Annotated in this window: 17 protein-coding genes; 11 read left to right on the top strand and 6 right to left on the bottom strand. The window is 62.2% G+C overall.

Features of this window, described 5'->3' with window-relative positions:
• Positions 1 to 3 precede the first annotated feature (3 nt).
• Positions 4 to 729 (top strand): polysaccharide deacetylase family protein, encoded by a 726-nt coding sequence (locus CEY08_RS00080; RefSeq protein ID WP_088607549.1) that lies wholly within the window; start codon positions 4 to 6, stop codon positions 727 to 729.
• Positions 704 to 1,852: a glycosyltransferase family 4 protein gene (locus CEY08_RS00075; protein WP_042792742.1), complete on the top strand. Its 1,149-nt coding sequence runs from the start codon at positions 704 to 706 to the stop codon at positions 1,850 to 1,852. The genes CEY08_RS00080 and CEY08_RS00075 overlap by 26 nt, the downstream gene beginning before the upstream one ends.
• Before the next feature lie 31 nt (positions 1,853 to 1,883).
• Here CEY08_RS00075 and CEY08_RS00070 read toward each other — a convergent pair whose 3' ends face one another.
• The 3 genes from CEY08_RS00070 to CEY08_RS00060 are packed head-to-tail and all read right to left on the bottom strand — an operon-like array spanning position 1,884 to position 3,917.
• Positions 1,884 to 2,174, bottom strand: a complete 291-nt coding sequence (locus tag CEY08_RS00070) for a YkgJ family cysteine cluster protein (protein ID WP_063641588.1) — start codon at positions 2,172 to 2,174, stop codon at positions 1,884 to 1,886.
• Positions 2,165 to 2,929 carry a YdcF family protein gene (locus CEY08_RS00065; RefSeq protein ID WP_063641587.1) on the bottom strand — a complete coding sequence of 255 codons (765 nt, stop codon included), beginning with the start codon at positions 2,927 to 2,929 and terminating at the stop codon, positions 2,165 to 2,167. The genes CEY08_RS00070 and CEY08_RS00065 overlap by 10 nt, the downstream gene beginning before the upstream one ends.
• A 16-nt stretch (positions 2,930 to 2,945) precedes the next feature.
• The gene (locus CEY08_RS00060) at positions 2,946 to 3,917 is read right to left on the bottom strand and encodes a glycosyltransferase family 9 protein (RefSeq protein ID WP_063641586.1); all 972 of its coding nucleotides are present in this window, start codon (positions 3,915 to 3,917) and stop codon (positions 2,946 to 2,948) included.
• 106 nt (positions 3,918 to 4,023) lie between these two features.
• Here CEY08_RS00060 and msbA point away from each other — a divergent pair, with 106 nt between their 5' ends.
• From msbA to CEY08_RS30095, 5 genes are all read left to right on the top strand, one after another.
• The gene (gene msbA / locus CEY08_RS00055; protein ID WP_063642299.1) at positions 4,024 to 5,799 is read left to right on the top strand and encodes a lipid A export permease/ATP-binding protein MsbA; all 1,776 of its coding nucleotides are present in this window, start codon (positions 4,024 to 4,026) and stop codon (positions 5,797 to 5,799) included.
• A gap of 181 nt (positions 5,800 to 5,980) precedes the next feature.
• Positions 5,981 to 7,786, top strand: a complete 1,806-nt coding sequence (locus CEY08_RS00050) for a monovalent cation:proton antiporter-2 (CPA2) family protein (RefSeq protein ID WP_042792746.1) — start codon at positions 5,981 to 5,983, stop codon at positions 7,784 to 7,786.
• 121 nt (positions 7,787 to 7,907) lie between these two features.
• On the top strand, positions 7,908 to 8,138 hold the full coding sequence (locus CEY08_RS00045; protein WP_042792747.1) for a hypothetical protein: 231 nt from the start codon (positions 7,908 to 7,910) through the stop codon (positions 8,136 to 8,138).
• Between the two features lie 40 nt (positions 8,139 to 8,178).
• Positions 8,179 to 9,021 (top strand): cache domain-containing protein, encoded by an 843-nt coding sequence (locus CEY08_RS30100; RefSeq protein WP_249278894.1) that lies wholly within the window; start codon positions 8,179 to 8,181, stop codon positions 9,019 to 9,021.
• Positions 9,022 to 9,048: 27 nt separating this feature from the next.
• Entirely contained in the window at positions 9,049 to 9,651 is a 603-nt protein-coding gene (locus CEY08_RS30095; RefSeq protein ID WP_249278893.1) for a diguanylate cyclase, read from the top strand.
• Positions 9,652 to 9,797: 146 nt separating this feature from the next.
• Here CEY08_RS30095 and CEY08_RS00035 read toward each other — a convergent pair whose 3' ends face one another.
• Both CEY08_RS00035 and CEY08_RS00030 read right to left on the bottom strand, forming a co-directional pair.
• Positions 9,798 to 10,499: a DUF3053 domain-containing protein gene (locus CEY08_RS00035; RefSeq protein ID WP_042792749.1), complete on the bottom strand. Its 702-nt coding sequence runs from the start codon at positions 10,497 to 10,499 to the stop codon at positions 9,798 to 9,800.
• 179 nt (positions 10,500 to 10,678) lie between these two features.
• Positions 10,679 to 11,572, bottom strand: a complete 894-nt coding sequence (locus CEY08_RS00030) for a LysR family transcriptional regulator (RefSeq protein ID WP_042792750.1) — start codon at positions 11,570 to 11,572, stop codon at positions 10,679 to 10,681.
• A gap of 218 nt (positions 11,573 to 11,790) precedes the next feature.
• Here CEY08_RS00030 and CEY08_RS00025 point away from each other — a divergent pair, with 218 nt between their 5' ends.
• The 4 genes from CEY08_RS00025 to CEY08_RS00010 all read left to right on the top strand — a co-directional run bounded on the left by CEY08_RS00025 (position 11,791) and on the right by CEY08_RS00010 (position 15,546).
• Positions 11,791 to 12,330, top strand: a complete 540-nt coding sequence (locus CEY08_RS00025) for a TRAP transporter small permease (protein ID WP_232033752.1) — start codon at positions 11,791 to 11,793, stop codon at positions 12,328 to 12,330.
• Positions 12,327 to 13,598 carry a TRAP transporter large permease gene (locus CEY08_RS00020; protein WP_076812273.1) on the top strand — a complete coding sequence of 424 codons (1,272 nt, stop codon included), beginning with the start codon at positions 12,327 to 12,329 and terminating at the stop codon, positions 13,596 to 13,598. Before CEY08_RS00025 ends, CEY08_RS00020 begins: the two co-directional genes overlap by 4 nt.
• 66 nt (positions 13,599 to 13,664) lie before the next feature.
• Positions 13,665 to 14,651 (top strand): TRAP transporter substrate-binding protein, encoded by a 987-nt coding sequence (locus CEY08_RS00015; RefSeq protein ID WP_076812276.1) that lies wholly within the window; start codon positions 13,665 to 13,667, stop codon positions 14,649 to 14,651.
• 61 nt (positions 14,652 to 14,712) lie between these two features.
• A complete protein-coding gene (locus tag CEY08_RS00010) occupies positions 14,713 to 15,546 on the top strand; it encodes an NAD-dependent epimerase/dehydratase family protein (RefSeq protein ID WP_076812279.1) in 834 nt (277 codons plus the stop codon).
• 2 nt (positions 15,547 to 15,548) lie between these two features.
• Here CEY08_RS00010 and rng read toward each other — a convergent pair whose 3' ends face one another.
• Entirely contained in the window at positions 15,549 to 17,012 is a 1,464-nt protein-coding gene (rng, locus tag CEY08_RS00005) for a ribonuclease G (RefSeq protein WP_042796885.1), read from the bottom strand.
• Positions 17,013 to 17,745: the final 733 nt, after the last annotated feature.

Raw genomic sequence — 17,745 nt, 5'->3', positions numbered from 1 at the left:
CCTATGTCTATCCCCATACTCATGTACCACCAGATCGGCGAGCCCAACCCCAAGGGCACGCCGTTTCGCGGGCTGACGGTGCACCCCGACAGCTTTGCCCGGCAGATGCGCTGGATGCGCAGGCTGGGCTATCGCGGTCTGTCCATGCGCGACGTCATGCCGTACGTGCGCGGGGAACGCCAAGGCAAGGTTTTCGGCATTACGTTCGACGACGGTTACCGCAATGTGCACCACAATGCCATGCCGGTACTGAGCGAACTGGGCTTCACCGCCACCAACTATTTTGTTGCGCACCAGTTCGATGGCGGCAACGTATGGGACCTGGAAAAGGGAATTCCTTTTTCGGCGCTGATGACCGTAAACGAAATGCGGGAATGGGCGCAGGCCGGCAACGAAGTCGGTTCGCACACGCTGGATCACGTGCATTTGCCCCAGATGTCGCCCGACGAGGCCCGCCGCCAGATCGTCCAGTCCAAGGACGAGCTTGAGCAGGCCCTGGGCGCGTCCGTCACCGCTTTTTGCTATCCCTACGGCGATCACGGCCCGGAGCACCGGGCGATGGCACGCGAGGCCGGCTACGACAATGCCACGCTTACCCAGCGCGGGCTGGCGGCCGCTACCGACGATCCTTTCGGGCTGCCGAGAGTGACGGTGTCGCGTTCCACCAATATCATCCGTTTCCTGCAGAAGTGCCTGACCCGGTATGAAGACTCCCGCCGGCGCGGTTGAGCGGCGGCTGCGCATCGCGCTGCTGGTCGATCGCTTCGGCAACCGGTTTGGCGGCGCCGAAGCCTACGGCGTGGAACTGATGCGGGTGCTCGGCCAGCGCCATGACGTATCCGTCGTGGCGCGCGATTTCGACAGCGATCTGCCTTTTCCATTTTTGCCCGTGCGCTTTCCAGGCTGGCTGCCCAGCTGGATGCGGGTGCTGTACTTCGCCTGGCGGGCCGACCGCCTTACCCGCGGCCGTTACGACATCGTGCATTCGCACATGAACGGTTGGGCTGGCGAAATCCAGGTCATGCATGTGACGCCCGTGCGCTACAACCGGCTGACTCGCGTCAAGCCCTTGCAGCGCCTGACCGCCTGGCTCAGTCCGCGCCTGGCCACCTATCTTCTCCTGGAGAAGCTGCGCGTGCGTCAGGCGCCTGCGCGGCGGGTAGTGGCCGTATCCGGTCTTATCATGGACCAGCTGCACCGCAGCTATGGCCCCCAGTTGCCGGTCGACATCATCGCGCCCGGGGTCAAGCTGCCGACTGCCGCGCAAAGGGAAGGGCGCGAGGCGACTCGCGCCAGCCTGGGCTGGGACGCCGGCACCATAGGCTGTCTGCTGGTCGCCCGCAATCCCTTGCGCAAGGGATTGCCCGCGTTATTGGACGCGCTGGCGCAATTGCCGCCGCAGTACCGGTTGCTGGTGGTCGGTGCGGACGATGCCACCCGTGAACGCGTGCGCGCGTCCGGCGCCATCGCCAGCCGCGTCACCCTGATCGACCCCACGCCTGATGTCGCCCGCTACTTCAGCGCGGCCGACATTTACGCGCATCCGACGCTCAACGACAGCTACGGCATGGCGCCCTTGGAAGCCATGTCGCACGGGCTGCCCGTGGTGGTGAGTTCTCCGGCGTATTGCGGTTTCGCGCAGTATCTGTCGGCTGGCAAGGACGCGCTGATCCTGCAGGATCCGCGTGACGGTGCTCAGTTGGCGCAGGCCTTGGAGCGCCTGGGCTCCGAACCCGAACTGCGGGCGGCCTTGACCGAACGCGGCCTGGCGATCGCCCGCGAGCAGAGCTGGGAGACGGTGGCGGCGCGCTACGAAGCGCTATACGACAAGGTGCTGCAAGAGCGGGGCTGAATCGGGGGCAGGCTCGGTTGCGCCGCCGGTTTCAATGGCCCGGCGCCGTCGCCTGCTCAAGCTCGCCCAGCCAACGGATCGCATGCTCGCGGCCGGTGCCGCACATCTCGGCCTGCGGTTGCAACCCGCCACAGAAATCCGGCCGCGACGGCTGGCCGAAAATCGCGCAGCGCATGTCCGGCAAGAGCTGGATGCAGGGCACGCCCGCCGGCTTGCCCTGCGGCATGCCGGGAATCGGTCGGGTGATCGACGGCGCGATACAGCAGGCGCCGCAGCCGGGCCTGCAAGCCAGTGCGGCCGCCGGCTGCTGGTTCAGACCCATCCACGCAGCCAGTAGACGAACAGGCCGGCGTATTCCTTGATGATGGAGCGGCTGGCGTCGAAGGTGCGCTGGTCAGGGAGCCACAGGGGCAGCGAACCATCCGTGGGTGCCACGATTTGCGGGGGCGCCGGGGCGGCGATGGCCTCCACGCCTTGCTTGGAGAAGGCCGCCATGGCGCGCGGCATATGCAGCGCCGAGGTCACCAGCAGGACCTTGCCGATTCCGCGGGACTTGAGCTGGTCCTCGGTCAGGGCCGCGTTTTCATAGGTGGTTCGGCTGGCGTTTTCGAGGATCAGCGCGGTTTCCGGCACGCCCTGCTGGCGGATGGCATGTGCCATGCCGCGGGCTTCGCTGACGTCGCCTTCCAGCGCTCCGCCCGACAGCACGACCTTGGGCGCGCGCCCGGCCAGATAGAGCTGTGCGGCAGTATCCACGCGCACCACTGCCGTGTCCTTGTCGTAGGGCAGGAACCAGTTGGCGCGGCCATTGGCGGTATTGCCGCCCAGCACCACGATGGCATCCGCCGTGGGGGATTCCGACGGGGCAAGGTGCGGATAACGGGATTCCAGCGCGCCGCCCAGCCACAGCGAGGTGACGGGTAGCGACCAGGCCAGCGCCCAGAGCAAGCCGGCGGCAATAAGGGCGCCGCCGGTCTTGCGCAGGCGGAACAGTCCCAACACCAGTCCGATAACGACCAGGGTCAGGCATAAGTTGTAAGGAATGATCAGATTCGCGAGATAGCTGGACAAAGGCATCTTAAAAAAATCCTGATTACTGCGTCTCGTCCAGCAGGAGGTTGGCTTGCTGCTCAACTTCCTCGGCGGACGGCCATGCATGCTCCGAGCCGACGCATACCGCACGCGGCGACCACGGGCCGGTTCGTCCTGGACGCGTGACGCCGAACAGGGTCAATTCGCGGGCATTGGCTGCCGCAGCCACGTGCGAGACGCCGGAGTCGTTACAAATTACCAGCGCCGCCCGCGCCGTCAGCGCCGCGAATGCGCCCAGGGACAGGGGAGGCAGCAGCAGCGCCGTGGGAGCATTGCGCAGCGCCTCCTCGGTTTCGGCCGGAGGGGGGCACATTACCACGGTATGGCCGCGAGCCTGCAGGGCGCGGGTAAGTGTATCGAATCCAGGCCAGACTTTGATCTTGCCTTTGTGCAGCCCCGTGGCGGTGGGCGCGATCAGCACAAAACGCTGCCCCGCCAGCCCGGCGGCTTCGATCGCCAGGTCGGCGGCGCCCTGATGGGCGGACGTCAGGGGGAGATCCAGGGTCGGGCCAGGTTCGGCCGGGCCGCTGGGCAGGCCCCAGCGGGCCAGGGCCTCGCGGGTCAGGTGATGCCAGGACTGGACCGCGTGCAGCGCGTCGCTGGGCTTGGCAAACGGCCAGCGCAAGAGAAAGCTGCGACCGTCGTCGCGATAGCCGGCCGAAGGCAGTCCCGCCAGCCGGAACACCAGCGCGCTGGACAAGGAGTCCGGCAGCAGCAGTCCCCGGGCGCGGCGTCCCTGGACGCCCAGGCCGCGGCGGTGCGCGCTGACCGCCGCCCGGTCGGGACCGACCTTGCCGCGCATGGGTATGAAGTCTTGCTTGGCCACGCCGTCGAGCAGGTCGCGGGCCCAGGGGCGGGCGCAGATCACCAGGGGCAGGCCGCTGGCGTGCAAGGCGCGCAGGCTGGGCAGGCTCATGCAAACATCGCCCACCCAATTGGGTAACCGGACGTACAGGCAGCTGATATCGGACATGGAAGGGCGCTAGGCGCGTTAGGGCTGAAGGGGCATGACTCGGAGGGCGACTTGTCGCGCAGCCGGTACAATTCTCGCCACGATTGTATAAAAGCGAGTGATCCCTTTGAATTCTGCCGCACGCAACGCGCCCGCGAGTTCCCAACCCGTCAAAGCTGAACTCTGGAGTCGGATATACAGCCGCGTGGGCTCCTACTGGAAGGGATTGTTGCTTGCCGTCCTGCTGATGGCCGGTGCGGCGGCTACCCAGCCGGTGCTGGCCGTCATCATGAAGCCTCTGCTGGACGGGGGCTTTTCGGGCGCCAAACCGTACTACGTCTGGGCTTTGCCGTTGGCGGTGGTGGGGCTGATCCTGCTGCGTGGCATCTGCAACTTCTTCAGCGATTATCTGCTGGCCTGGGTGGCCAACAACGTGCTGCTGGGCATGCGCAAGGACATGTTCGAGCGACTGCTCGGGCTGCCCGACGCCGACTTCAAACAGGGCGACACCGGCCGCTTGCTCAACCGCTTTACCATCGACGCGGGCAACGTCACCGGTTACGCCACCGACGTGATCACGGTGCTGGTGCGTGAAACCCTGGTGGTGGTCGCCCTGATCTGCGTGCTGTTGTACATGTCCTGGGTGCTGACGCTGATCATCCTGATCATGCTGCCGGTGTCGGTGCTGATCTCGCGCTTTTTCATCAAGCGTCTGCGCCGCATCAACCGCGAAACCGTGAACATGAACGCCGAGTTGACCCGCGTCGTCGGCGAAGGCATCGACGGCCAACGCGTCATCAAGCTGTTTGACGGCTATGAAGTCGAACGCGGCCGTTTTGATTTCGTCAGCCGCCGCCTGCGCCGTTTCGCCATGCGCACCGCCACGGCGGATGCTGCCCTGACGCCGCTTACCCAGGTCTGCATTTCGATCTCGGTCGGCGCGGTCATTGCCGTGGCGCTCAGCCAGGCTAACCATGGGGCGCTGACCGTGGGCAGTTTCGCTTCCTTCATGGCGGCCCTGGCCCAGATCTTCGACCCCATCAAGCGTCTGACCAACGTGGCCGCCCGCATGCAGAAGATGCTGGTATCGGCGGAAAGCGTGTTCACCTTGATCGACCAGAAGCCCGAAAACGATACTGGCACCAAGGAACTGGCCGAGCCCGTGCGAGGCAAAGTGGAATTTCGCGGCGTCACGCACCGCTTCCCGGACGCCGACCGCGATACCGTCAATAACATTTCCTTCACCGTGGAACCTGGGCAGACCGTGGCCCTGGTGGGGCGGTCCGGCAGCGGCAAGACCACCTTGGTCAATATGTTGCCGCGCTTCGTGCTGGCCGACAGCGGTTCCATCCTGGTGGACGACACGCCGATCGACGAGCTGACGCTGCGCAGCCTGCGCTCGCATCTATCGCTGGTCAGCCAGGATGTGGTGCTGTTCGACGACACCATCGCCGCCAACGTCGGCTATGGCGCGCTGGGCAAGTCCAGCGAACAGAAGGTGCGCGATGCCTTGGCCGCAGCCAACCTGCTGGAATTCGTCGAAGGGTTGCCGCAGGGCCTCAATACCCCGGTGGGCGAAAATGCCGCTCGCCTTTCCGGGGGCCAGCGCCAGCGCCTGGCGATTGCCCGCGCATTGATCAAGAACGCACCCATCCTGATCCTGGACGAAGCCACGTCCGCGCTCGACAACGAATCCGAGCGCCAGGTCCAGGCTTCGCTGGAGCGCCTGATGAAGGGCCGTACGACGCTGGTCATCGCCCACCGCCTGTCGACCGTGCAGAACGCCGACCGCATCATCGTGCTGGACGCCGGCAAAATCGTCGAGCAAGGCCCTCATGCCGAGCTGCTGGCCGCCAACGGCTTGTACGCATCGCTCTACAAGATGCAATTCCGCGAGGATTGATCTGCTGCCGCTGGGCGCCCGGAGCGGGTCGCCTGCCGGTTGTCTCTTCCTGTCGCATTTCCGGATTGCCAAGTGTCCGGATTGCCGGAAAATGGAGCCGGGCCTGACGGCAGGCCCGGCCCCGCCTGTTGCGCGGGGGGCGCCTCGAGGCGCTTTGTTCCGCCGTGCTCAGGAGCGCCCCATGTCCCTGCCTTCCGAAGGCAATCAGCTAGTCAATGTCGTCGTCCTGCTGGGGGCTGCGGTTGTCGCGGTTCCGCTGTTCAAGCGCCTGGGCTTGGGATCCGTCCTGGGATATCTGGCCGCAGGCCTGGTAATCGGCCCATTCGGCATCGGCCTGTTTTCCGATCCCAAATCCATCCTGCATGTGGCCGAACTGGGCGTGGTGATGTTCCTGTTCATCATCGGCCTGGAAATGCAGCCGTCCCGCTTGTGGAAGCTGCGCGGCGAGATCTTCGGGCTGGGGGTGGCGCAAGTGCTGGCCTGCGGCGCGCTGCTGACGGTGGTCGGCCTGCTGGCCGGGCTCTCGGGTCCTGCGGCCTTCATGGCGGCAATGGGTTTTGTGCTGTCGTCCACCGCAATCGTCATGCAGATCCTGGCCGAGCGGGGGGAAACAGCCAGTGCTCAGGGCCAACGCATCGTTTCCATCCTGCTGCTGGAAGATCTTGCCATCGTGCCCTTGTTGGCCCTGGCGACCCTGCTCGCGCCGGTGGACGCTTCCAGTCATGGCGACCCATGGACGCAGTCGGCCATCGCGGTGGCCTGCATCCTGGCCCTCCTGGCCGCCGGTCGCTGGCTGCTCAACCCGCTATTTCGGCTACTGGCGGCCGCCCATGCGCGCGAGGTTATGACCGCTGCCGCCTTACTGGTGGTGCTGGGGGCGGCCCTGCTGATGGAACTGGGCGGCCTGTCCATGGCCATGGGCGCCTTCCTGGCAGGCGTGCTGTTGTCGGAATCTACCTTCCGCCACCAGTTGGAGGCGGAAGTCGAGCCTTTTCGCGGCATCTTGCTGGGCCTGTTTTTCCTGGGCGTCGGCATGTCGCTGGACCTGTCGGCAGTGGTACGCGAGTGGCCGCTGATCCTGGCGGCGGTGGTGGTGTTCATGCTGGTGAAGTCGGTGGGCGTATATGTGGTGGCCCGGGTGCTGCGAGCCTCGCACGCCGAGGCCATGACGCGCGCGGCCTTGCTGGCGCAGGGCGGCGAATTTGCCTTCGTGCTGTATGGGGCGGCCGCCGCCGCAGGTATCTTCGACGCCCATACCGGCGCAGTGCTGACCGCGGTCGTCATAATTTCCATGGCGCTTACGCCGTTGTGCGTGCTGGCGCTGCGCTGGCTGCTGCCCAAGGAAGCGCCCTCGATGGAAGGCGTGGACGTGGCCAAGGACCTCGAGGGCTGTGCGCTCATCGTGGGCTTTGGACGCTTCGGCCAGATCGTGACCCAGGCGATGCTTGCCCGCGACCTGACGGTCTCCATCCTGGATACCGACACCGATGCAATCCGGGCGGCCGCCAAGTGGGGTGTCAAGGTCTATTACGGCGACGGCACCCGCATCGACATGCTGCGCACCGCCGGCGCCGAGAATGCCTGCGCCATCCTGATCTGTATAGACGACCCGAAAGCGGTCAACCATATGGTCAAGCTGATCAAGGCGGAGTTTCCGCTGGTGCGGGTCGTGGTGCGCGCCTACGACCGCATTCATTCGCTGGCGCTGGCCAAGGAAGGGGTGGACTACCAGGTGCGTGAAACGCTGGAATCGGCGTTGGCTTTTGGCGAAGCTGCGCTGCGCGTGATCGGTGTTCCCCCCGACGAGGCCGCGGAAGTCGTGCAGGACGTCCGCAGGCGCGACACGGAACGGTTTGATCTGGAGGTCGCAGGCGGCTTGTTCGCTGGCCGTTCGCTCCTGTACGGCAACATGACCAGCGCACCGGACGGCAAGAACGACAAACCCGACCGGGAAACCGAGAGCGCCGCCGCCAGCCCAACTGCGTAACCAAGTATTTCGTCATTTTTGCATTACTTTTCGCATCATTTCATGCTCAAGCCCCGATGGCTAAGGTAGATTTATCCGCACAGACTTTTCTTTTTTGACGCGCATATGCCAGGGGGCTGCCATGCTGCAATCGGATCGGATTTCCACGACGCCGCAAGCTGTTTGCGTAGAACTGGCCCGGCGGCAGGCCTCGGCCTTGCGCTGCGGGTTCTCGGCGGGCTCCATGCGCCAGCTGGTATCGCACACGGGCGGATCGGGCCCCGCTTGGTCGATCAGCGCGCACCGCGAGACCGACAAAGTGCGGGGCGCGAAGGCCTTTCCGTTCCGCATCGCCACGGCAGCGGTAACCTGAGCGCAGCCACTCCCGATATTTCTTGTGCAGGAGCGCCGTATTGAAGTCTCGCGGGCTTATGCATCGCGCGCTGTATGCATTGGCGGTGCTCGTCGCACTCGGTATCTGCGCGGCGGCGGTCGCGCTGCTCTGGATCGACCGGCGCGCCACCTGGGACGCCGCGCAAGCCTCGGCACGCAACATTACCGGGGTGCTGTCCGCGGATATCAGTCGTACCCTGCATGTCTATGATTTGTCGCTGCAAGGCATGGCCGAGCGTCTGCGTGAACCCGGCCTGGACCGGCTTGCGCCCGAAACGCTGTACCGCTTCCTGTTCGACCGGCCCTCGGCGGCCGAGTACCTCGGCGCTGTCGTGGTGCTGGATAAGGAGGGCAATATCCGCTATCACTCGGGCTCCGTGGATGCGCCAGCAGGAAGTTTCGCCGACCGGGATTTCTTCCAGGTGCATCGCGATGCGGACGACGTCGGCATGTACGTCAGCAAGCCTTATCGCAGCCGCCTGCGCGACGGCGATGAAAGCATCGCCATCAGCCGGCGGCTGTCCAACCCGGACGGCAGTTTCGCTGGCGTGGTCGCGGGTTCGCTGCGCCTGGCCTATTTCCGTGACCGCTTCGCCGCGTTGTCGATCGGCGAGCGCGACGAGATCAGCGTCTTTCGCAATGACGGCCTGGTCCTGCTGCGAGCGCCATACTCCTTGAATGACCTGGGTAGCGACATCGGCATGGCGCTGGAATTCCAACAATTCCTGATCCGTCGTGAGGGCTCGTTCGTGGGCGCGTTGTCTCCGGACGGCGTGAACCGCTATTACACGTTCGCAAGCATCGAGGACACGCCGCTCATCATCGACGTGGCCATGGACGTGGATGAACTGCTTGAACCCTGAAATCGCCGCGCGTGGTTCATCATCCCGGTGACCACGGCATTGTTGCTGTCGGTCGTCGCGCTGATCGTACTGTTCAGACGGGAAATGACTCTGCGAAAGGCGGTCGAGACGCAATTGGCGATACAGGCCCATACGGACGGCTTGACCGGGCTGGCCAACCGTCGCGCGTTCGACGAAGCGCTGCAGCGCGAGTGGCAGAATGCGCGCCGCGAACGCTCGCCGTTATCGCTGCTGTTCCTGGATGCAGACCATTTCAAGCGCTACAACGACCGCTACGGCCATCAAGAAGGGGACCAGTTGCTCAAGCGGCTGGCGCTCTCGCTCAAGAAAAAGGTGCGGCGCCCGCGCGATCTGGTCGCGCGTTACGGAGGCGAGGAGTTCGTCGTGCTGCTGCCCAACACCAGCCGCCAGCGCGCCGCGGAGATCGCCGAGAACATCCGGCGGACGGTTGCCGCCCTGAAAATGCCGCACGAAGGCGCCGACGGCGGAGTCGTCACGATAAGCGTTGGTGTCGCAACTGCAGTTCCTCAGGCCGACGGCACCGCTGAGAGCCTCGTCGAGGCGGCCGATGCCGCCGTGTATCGGGCCAAGAAGGCCGGGCGCAACCGTGTGGCGGTGGCCGAGGCCTGATTCATCGCTGAAAAGAACGGCCCCCACGCTGCGCCTTCGGCTTGCTGCCCCCCGAGGGGGCGCTTTTTTTGCCTTGGGGCGGCCCGGCGGCAAAAAAAAGCCCCGCCGCGCGATGAGCGCGGCGGGGCTTTTATGCCAGGCTTCGGTTAGCGGCCGACCATGACGGCTTGCATGCGGGTCTGCGCCTGCTGCACGTTCTTGGCCTGCGCATTCAGATCCTGCAGCAGCTTGTTCAATTCGGCCTGCACGGCGGGATCCTGCACCTTGACGATGGGGCCGGAAATGTCGATCTGCGCGGCGTGCGCGGCGACGTAATCGGCGATCTTCAGGCTGCTGTCGAAGGTTGCGTTCAATTGCGGCAGCACATCGCGGAAGGTGTCGGCCGGGAGGCTGACCGTCTTCTCATAAGCTTTGTCGTACACCGCCTTCAGGTCTTCCGGTTGCTTGAGCTGAGCGCGCGCGGCATCAGCCTTGGCCTGTTGTTCCTTCAGCGCTGCTCCCATGTCATTGAGCGAGGCCTGGACGGCCTTCAGGTCATCGCGGCGGGCCACAATATCGTTCAGCGAGCGCATGGAGCCTTTCTGCATGATGCCGGACAAGGGTTTGACCGATGCGTCCATGCCGGCGTTGAAGTCGGTGATCACTGCATATTGCGCCGCATAGTCGCCAAAGGATTTCTTTTCTTCCTCCGTCAACTGCGGGACACGCACGCCGGGCTTGTCGACGATGCGGGTCTGCAGGAACTGCGTGAACGCGGCACGCTGTTCAGGTTCCTTGTTGCCGCAAGCGGCCAGCACCAGGGGCAGGGCTGCGGCCAGTATCAGGAACGGACGGAATAGGGACTTCATTGCATCAATCTCCGAGAAACGAAAGAAATGGTCAGGGTATACCCTGAAGGCGCCCGCAGCTTATCGGGTCATCCTCTCTGCCGCCATCGCTTTCAGAAATGATTGCAATCGAATTATTAAGTCACATTATTCGCACATAATGAAGTGAAATTCCATTTGCCACCTGCTAGGGGCATAGGTCATTCCTGGGTCGCGATTTCCCGCAATGCTGCTGTCAGCAATTCAGCGGAACGCGACAGCGACCGGCCGGCCCGCCGCAAGATGCCAATATGGCGGTATAGCGGCGGCGTATTGATCGAAACGCAACGCAGGCGGTTGGTGTCGCCTTCCCGGGCCGCCAGCTCAGAGAGAATGGCCACGCCGAGGCCCTGCGCCGCCATCGCCAAAACAGTCGAGTTGTAGACGACTTCATACGCTGCAGGCAGCGAAATCTTCAATTTGTCTGCCGCTGCTTCGATGTGGGTGCGGATGCTGCTTTCCCGCACCGGCAATATGAGCGGATGTTCGGCCAAATCCTTGAGCGTCACCGAGTCCGGCGCGGCCCAGGGATAGTCATGGGCCATGTAGGCGCAAAAGCGGTCAGTCACCAGTTGCTCCCACACCAGCTCCTGATCGCGCTTGATCGGACTGCCTATTCCGAAATCGACCTCTCCGCTGCGGGTCATGTCGTTGACACGCGAGGCAACTGTGTCCCGCACACAGACGGTGATGCCGGGGTAGTCGCGGTTCAGCCGGTGAATGGCCTGGGGAAGCAGGCCAGCTGCCAGGGAGGGTAGGACGGCGACCGTGACGGTGCCGCGTTCGCGATCGCTGGTGTCCCGGGCGTAGGTGACCAAATCCTCGATTTCGGCCACCAGTTTTTCGATCCGAGGGTAGAGCTCCTGGCCCCGCGGTGTCAGGCTGACGCTCCGGTGGTTCCGGTCGAACAACCGCGTGCGCAGATGGGACTCGAGTTGCTGGATCTGGATGGTCAATGCCGACTGCGAAATGTTCAGTTCATGCGCGGTCCTGGTGAAGTTGCCCAGCCGGGCGATCGTGAGAAAAGCGCGCAACTGCTTGAGATCACTCAACATTATTGAAACCCCGCTCCCTGGCGTGAAGGCTTAGCCATCGATTTTTTTGAAAAGAATGTTCCGTTATTTGAATTTTACGAATCGCATGCCGCTGAGTATATTTCTTATCCAACGCCTGGCTCAAAAAGGCGTGAATAAATAAATGAGACAAGAAGGGAGGGCTCCGCATGGCCGGGTATTGTGCCTCACACGAGAGGTTTCAAACGCTGCAGCGAATAATGAATTCGATAAACGGTGCGGCGGAAAAATGCGCCGGACTGTTTCTTATAGGAATGGTTCTGGCGATTTCAATTTCTGTTTTTGTACGGCTGCTTTACACCTATTCCGGTATTCCGCTTTCCACGCCCTGGGCGGAAGAACTGGGCCGTTTCATGATGGTCGGCAGCGTCTTTCTTGGCGGTGCTGTCGCTACCTATCGCCTGCGCCTGATTGGCGTGGACGCTTTCATCGGAATGGTGCCCGAGTCGGTCGCTCGCTGGCTGCGCGTGGTGGCGCATGTGCTGACTTTGATGCTTGCGCTCCTTCTGGCCTGGAAATCGATCAGGCTCTTAGAGCTCGGCCTGCGGCAAACCTCGCCCGCGATGGAAATGCCCATGGCATATATCTACGTATTCATGTTTATCGGCTGCGTGCTGATGAGCCTGAATACCCTCACGCATGTCGTCAAGGAACTCGCGAATATAGAGGTGTCCCGCGAGGGTAGCGAGACGGAGCGCGCCGCGGCGGCGATGCAGAATAGCGAAGGAGGGGCACTGTGATCCCGGTCCTGTTTTTATCGTTTACGGCGATCTTGATTATCGGCGCACCCATTGTCACGGCCCTGGGCATGTCCGCTGCATTCGCCTTGCAGGCGGGCGACCGTTCGCTTCTGATCGTGGCGCAAATGGCGTTCCAGTCGCTGGATTCGTTCAGCCTGATGGCGGTGCCGTTCTTTATCCTGGCCGGGCATCTGATGTCCTCGGGCGGGGTGGCCACCCGCCTGGTTCAGTTGGCGAATGCTTTCGTTGGCTGGATCCGGGGCGGGCTGGGGGCGGTTGCGGTATTGACGTCGTTGTTGTTCGCAACAGTCTCCGGCTCCTCCTCCGCGACGACCGCCGCGATCGGCTCCGTGCTCATCCCGGAAATGGAGAAAAAGGGCTATCCGAGATCATTTGCGGCGTCCATTGCCGCTTCTTCCGGAGAGCTGGGGGCAATCATTCCGCCATCGATTCCGATGATTGTGTATGCGCTGACGGCGAACGTGTCGGTCGGCTCGCTATTTCTTGCGGGCATCCTGCCCGGACTGCTGATTACCGTCTCGCTGATCCTCACGGTTTGCCTGGTTGCTCGCATCCAGGGCTTCGATGAGGTCAGCGCTGTCAGCTTCACGGGATGGCTGAAGGGCGTCCTGATCGCCCTGAAGGATGCGACGCTCGCGTTGATGATGCCAGTGATCATTCTGGGCGGCATTTACGGTGGATTATTCACTGCAACGGAGGCCTCCTGCATCGCGGTGCTTTATGGCTTGGCGCTCGGGCTCTTTGTCTACAAGGAAATAACGGTCAAGGATCTGCTTGGCATTTTCGCGCGGTCCGCAGTGATGTCTTCCATCATCTTGCTGATCGTAGCGTTCGCCGCCGTGTTCGCGTACCTGCTGACGATCAACCAGGTGCCGCAGCAAGTCGCCGCCATGCTTGGCTCGGGGACCACCAATCCGATCGTGTTCCTGCTGTTGGTGAACGTCATGCTGTTCCTGGTCGGCATGTTCATCGAGGCATTGGCGGCAATCCTGATCATCGTGCCGATCCTGGCGCCCATCAGCGTGGCTTTCGGCATCGATCCCATCCATTTCGGAATGATCGTCATCACCAATCTGGCGGTCGGCATGGTGACCCCGCCGGTCGGTGTAAACCTGTTCGTCGTGTGCGAAGTCGCCCAACTGAAAATGCATCACTTGGCGAAGTACCTGGTGATATTCCTCGCCGTGCTCGTGCTCGATGTGCTGATTATTTCTTACGTGCCTGCCATAAGTACCTTTTTCTTATAAAGAATAAATCGCCCGCCCGATGGGGATATATGCCCCGGGGCGGCTAGAAAATCGAGGAGACGGAAAATGAAAATACTCAAGAAAATCCTGGGTGCCAGCATCGTGGCCTCCTTCGTGTGCGCCGCCCCGGTGCATGCGGTGAACATGGACGTCGGGCATACGCTCACGACGGACAGTCCCTTTCACGTCGGTGCGCAGAAGTTCGCCGATGTGCTGAAGACCAAGTCAAACGGGAAAATCACGGTGTCCGTGTTCCCGCACTCGCAGCTGGGTGGTGAACTGACCATGATCCAGGGCGCCGTGGCCGGCGCCACCGATCTGGTCATCACGGGCCAGCCGACCTTGAACGGCATCGTCAAGGAATTCCTGGTGTTTGACTCGCCGTTCCTGTTCGATAGCGTCGAGCAGGCCAACCAGATCCTCAATGGTCCTGCCGGCGACAAATTCATGGAAGTCCTTCCCAAGTACGGTCTGGTCGGCCTGGGCTGGTTTTCGGCAATCGAGCGCAACGTCTTCGGCAATAGACCCGTCAATTCGGCCGAAGACCTGAAGGGCATGAAAATCCGCGTCATTCAATCGCCGGGATATGTCGAAAGCTATAAGGCTCTGGGGGCCCAAGCCACGCCCATGGCCTATTCGGAACTCTACCTGGCTCTGCAGCAAAAGGTTCTGGATGGCGGGGAAACGACCCCGGACCAGTTTGTTTCGGACAAATTCATTGAGGTCTCCAAGTACTTCAACATGACGCACGTCAATATCCATCCGGCGTTGCTGCTCATGTCCAAGGACCGCTGGGACCGGTTTTCGCCCGAAGAGCAGAAAATCATCAAGGAGTCCGCGAACGAAGCCATGGCCTACGCGCGTGACTATTACAAGAAGGTCTATGACGAAGGCATGAAAACGATGGAAACGAAAGGCGTCTCCATCGTCTATCCCAGCAATCTTGATTCGCTGGTGCAAGCCACGCGGCCTGTCGTGAAAAAACTCGTCGGCGAAGCTCCCAATGGTCAGGCGCTGTATGACGCGCTGATCGCCGCCAAGCAAAAGCCGTAATGGACGCGCGCGGCTTTGCTCGCCGCCGCGTCTTCACTCTAAATAGAGACTGGACTGATTGATGACACCCTTTAACAAACCCGAAAATCTGCGCGTGCTGATTACCGGAGCGGCCGGCAACATCGGTCTTTGCCTGCGCTCGCAGCTGCGCGAGCGCTACGCCTTGCTGCGTTTGGCGGACATCGCCGCGCAGGAGCCCGCAGCGGAGAACGAGGAAGTCTGCACGATGGATGTCAGGGACATCGCGTCCCTGGAGCGCTGCATGGAAGGTATCGACTGCGTCATCCATCTGGCCGGCATTCCCGGGGCCGATGTCTGGGAAAAGATCCTGCCCATGAATATCGAGGGTTGCTACAACGTGTTCGAGGCCGCCCGGCGCCAGAACGTGCGGCGAGTGGTTTTCGCGAGCTCGAACCACGCCGTCGGCTATCACCGGCGGGAAAGATTCCTCGACGACACGGTCCAGCCCAGGCCCGACTCGCTGTATGGCGTGTCGAAAGTGTTTGGCGAGGCCCTGGGCCGCATGTACGCAGACAAGTTCGGCCTGTCAGTCGCCTGCTTGCGGATCGGGACCTTCCGCACACCGGACCGCCCCAGTGAAGCCCGGCAACTGCTGACCTGGATCAGCCACCGCGACATGGCGCAGTTGGCGGCCCGTTGCGTGGAGCACGAGTCCTATCATTTCACGGTGGTCTATGGGGTGTCGAACAACCTGCGCAACCGCTGGGACAATTCCAACGCGAAGTTCCTGGGCTATGCGCCGCAAGATGACTCCGAGGTGTTTGCCCCCGAAATCCTGGCGCAGAACATTCCGGAGGATCCTGTCGCGGCTCAGTTCCACGGCGGTTTTTACTGCCCGCTGGAATTTGTCGGCACCACGGACAGGATCTCCTGAAATCAGACGAGGATGATGTCGTATTGCTCTTGCGAGTACGCGCCTTCCACTTCCAACGATATGCGTTTGCCCACGAAGTCGCCCAGCATCGCCAGATGCTGGCTTTCTTCTTCCAGGAATAGATCGACCACCTCTTGCGAGGCCAGGATGCGGAATTCCTTGGGATTGAATTGCCGCGCCTCGCGCAGGATCTCGCGCAGGATTTCATAGCAGACGGTGCGCGGCGTACGCACGTTGCCGCGCGCCTCGCACATGGGGCAAGGTTCGCATAGCTGATGTGCCAGCGAATCGCGGGTCCGCTTGCGGGTCATCTCCACCAGGCCGAGCTGCGTGAAGCCGTTGACCGTCATGCGGGTGCGGTCGCGCGACAATGCCTTCTTCAGCTCGGCCAAGACCGTTTCGCGGTGCTCCTGCTCCTCCATGTCGATGAAGTCCAGGATGACGATGCCCCCAAGATTGCGCAGCCGCAACTGGCGTGCAATGGCCTGGGCCGCTTCCAGATTGGTCTTGAAAATGGTGTCGTCGAAATTGCGGCCGCCCACGAAGCCGCCGGTATTGACGTCCACCGTGGTCAACGCTTCGGTCTGGTCGATGATGAGGTAACCGCCGGATTTGAGGTCGACCCGGCGTGAGAGCGCCCGCGCAATCTCATCGTCGACATTGGCGGTGTCGAACAGGGGGCGCTCCCCGCTGTAATGCTGGATCCGGTCCACCACCGAGGGGGTATAGACCCGTGCCCATTCCAGCATCGCCGCGCTGGTTGTGCGGGAATCCACCAGAATGGCGCCGGTGTTCGGACCCACCATGTCCCGTAGCACGCGCTGCGCGAGCGTCAGGTCCTGATGCAGCAGGGCAGGGGCAGGCTGGCTGCGGGCAGCCGCCTGGACGCTGCTCCACAACTTGCGCAGGTACTCCAGATCCGCCGTCAGTTCGTCATCGTTGGCGCCTTCTGCCTGCGTGCGAACGATAAATCCACCTTTTTCCTCGGCGGGCATCAAGGCCTGCAGGCGTTCGCGCAACTGGATACGCTCGGATTCGTCATCGATTTTCTGCGAGATGCCGATATGCGGGTCGTGCGGCAAGTAGACAAGCATCCGGCCCGCCATGCTGATCTGGGTCGACAGCCGCGCGCCCTTGGTGCCTAGCGGGTCTTTGACCACCTGCACCATGATGGTCTGTCCCTCGAACAGCAGCTTTTCGATGGGCGTGGGAGTGAGTCCCTGGCTCCTTTCGCCGCGGTTCTCGCGCAGGTCGGCGATGTGGATGAAGGCCGCGCGCTCCAGTCCGATATCGATGAACGCGCTCTGCATTCCCGGCAGCACCCGCACCACGCGCCCCAGGTAGATGTTGCCGACATGGCCCCGCTGAATGCTGCGTTCTACGTGCAGTTCCTGTACCGATCCTTGTTCCACCAGCGCAACGCGGGTTTCAAAGGGGGTGACATTGATCAGGATATCTTCGCTCAGGGCGATGGCTGGGGGCATAGCGTGTTCGTCTCCAGTTGGGTACGTCGTACAGGCGAATAGTAAACGTAGGGCAGGCGGGGCGAGACAACTATCTATATATAGAGATCGCATGGCGAGCACTATAGGTAGGCGGGGGCACGAGACGAAGGGCGAAGACGGAAGTCCGGATACTGGCCCCCACGGTCCAAAACTTGTGCTATAGTCTCGCTCCTTCGCAGTTCGGGCAGTTCTGAGCCGCGAAGCCAAGCAAGCACAACGGATCGGGCACGAGAAATCAGCCGGGTCTGCCACCAGGCGGTCAGTAATGAAAGCCAAGCGGTTATTGCAAGGACTGCAGCAACTTAGGCAAAAGCCAGTTGCGCAATCTGCAAAAATCGTGTTATAGTCTTGGGCTTGGCAGTTGCCGAAAACTTAGGGTTAACCCTGATATTTCGATAGCTGCTAAGAGAGGCGGACCTGAAGAGGTTGCAAGCCAAGTGAGCGAAACGAAGGTTGTGACGCTAACTTGACAAGCTAAAAAAACTTCTTCATAATCTCGTTTCTCTGCTGCTGACAACGCAGCGCTAGCGAAAGCAGGCGCCGCTGCCAGTGGGCAGTAAGTAGTACCGAATTTGGCAGTACCGCTCTTTAACAATTAAACAACCGATAAGTGTGGGCGCTTGATGCGAGTGCACAGTGATTAGGTTGGGTTTAAAACCCCGTCCTGATCGCAAGCACAAGAAATCAAGTGCTC

Source organism: Achromobacter insolitus, from assembly GCF_002209555.1.
In the GTDB taxonomy this organism is placed as follows: domain Bacteria; phylum Pseudomonadota; class Gammaproteobacteria; order Burkholderiales; family Burkholderiaceae_B; genus Achromobacter; species Achromobacter insolitus.
This window is presented reverse-complemented; position numbering and strand designations above follow the sequence as displayed.

Bases quoted from the DNA above. Each gene is read 5' to 3' on its own strand.
- CEY08_RS00080 (WP_088607549.1), top strand. From the start codon at position 4: ATGTCTATCCCCATACTCATGTACCACCAGATCGGCGAGCCCAACCCC.
- CEY08_RS00075 (WP_042792742.1), top strand. From the start codon at position 704: ATGAAGACTCCCGCCGGCGCGGTTGAGCGGCGGCTGCGCATCGCGCTG.
- CEY08_RS00070 (WP_063641588.1), bottom strand. From the start codon at position 2,174: ATGGGTCTGAACCAGCAGCCGGCGGCCGCACTGGCTTGCAGGCCCGGC.
- CEY08_RS00065 (WP_063641587.1), bottom strand. From the start codon at position 2,929: ATGCCTTTGTCCAGCTATCTCGCGAATCTGATCATTCCTTACAACTTA.
- CEY08_RS00060 (WP_063641586.1), bottom strand. From the start codon at position 3,917: ATGTCCGATATCAGCTGCCTGTACGTCCGGTTACCCAATTGGGTGGGC.
- CEY08_RS00050 (WP_042792746.1), top strand. From the start codon at position 5,981: ATGTCCCTGCCTTCCGAAGGCAATCAGCTAGTCAATGTCGTCGTCCTG.
- CEY08_RS00045 (WP_042792747.1), top strand. From the start codon at position 7,908: ATGCTGCAATCGGATCGGATTTCCACGACGCCGCAAGCTGTTTGCGTA.
- CEY08_RS00035 (WP_042792749.1), bottom strand. From the start codon at position 10,499: ATGAAGTCCCTATTCCGTCCGTTCCTGATACTGGCCGCAGCCCTGCCC.
- CEY08_RS00030 (WP_042792750.1), bottom strand. From the start codon at position 11,572: ATGTTGAGTGATCTCAAGCAGTTGCGCGCTTTTCTCACGATCGCCCGG.
- CEY08_RS00025 (WP_232033752.1), top strand. From the start codon at position 11,791: ATGAATTCGATAAACGGTGCGGCGGAAAAATGCGCCGGACTGTTTCTT.
- CEY08_RS00015 (WP_076812276.1), top strand. From the start codon at position 13,665: ATGAAAATACTCAAGAAAATCCTGGGTGCCAGCATCGTGGCCTCCTTC.
- CEY08_RS00010 (WP_076812279.1), top strand. From the start codon at position 14,713: ATGACACCCTTTAACAAACCCGAAAATCTGCGCGTGCTGATTACCGGA.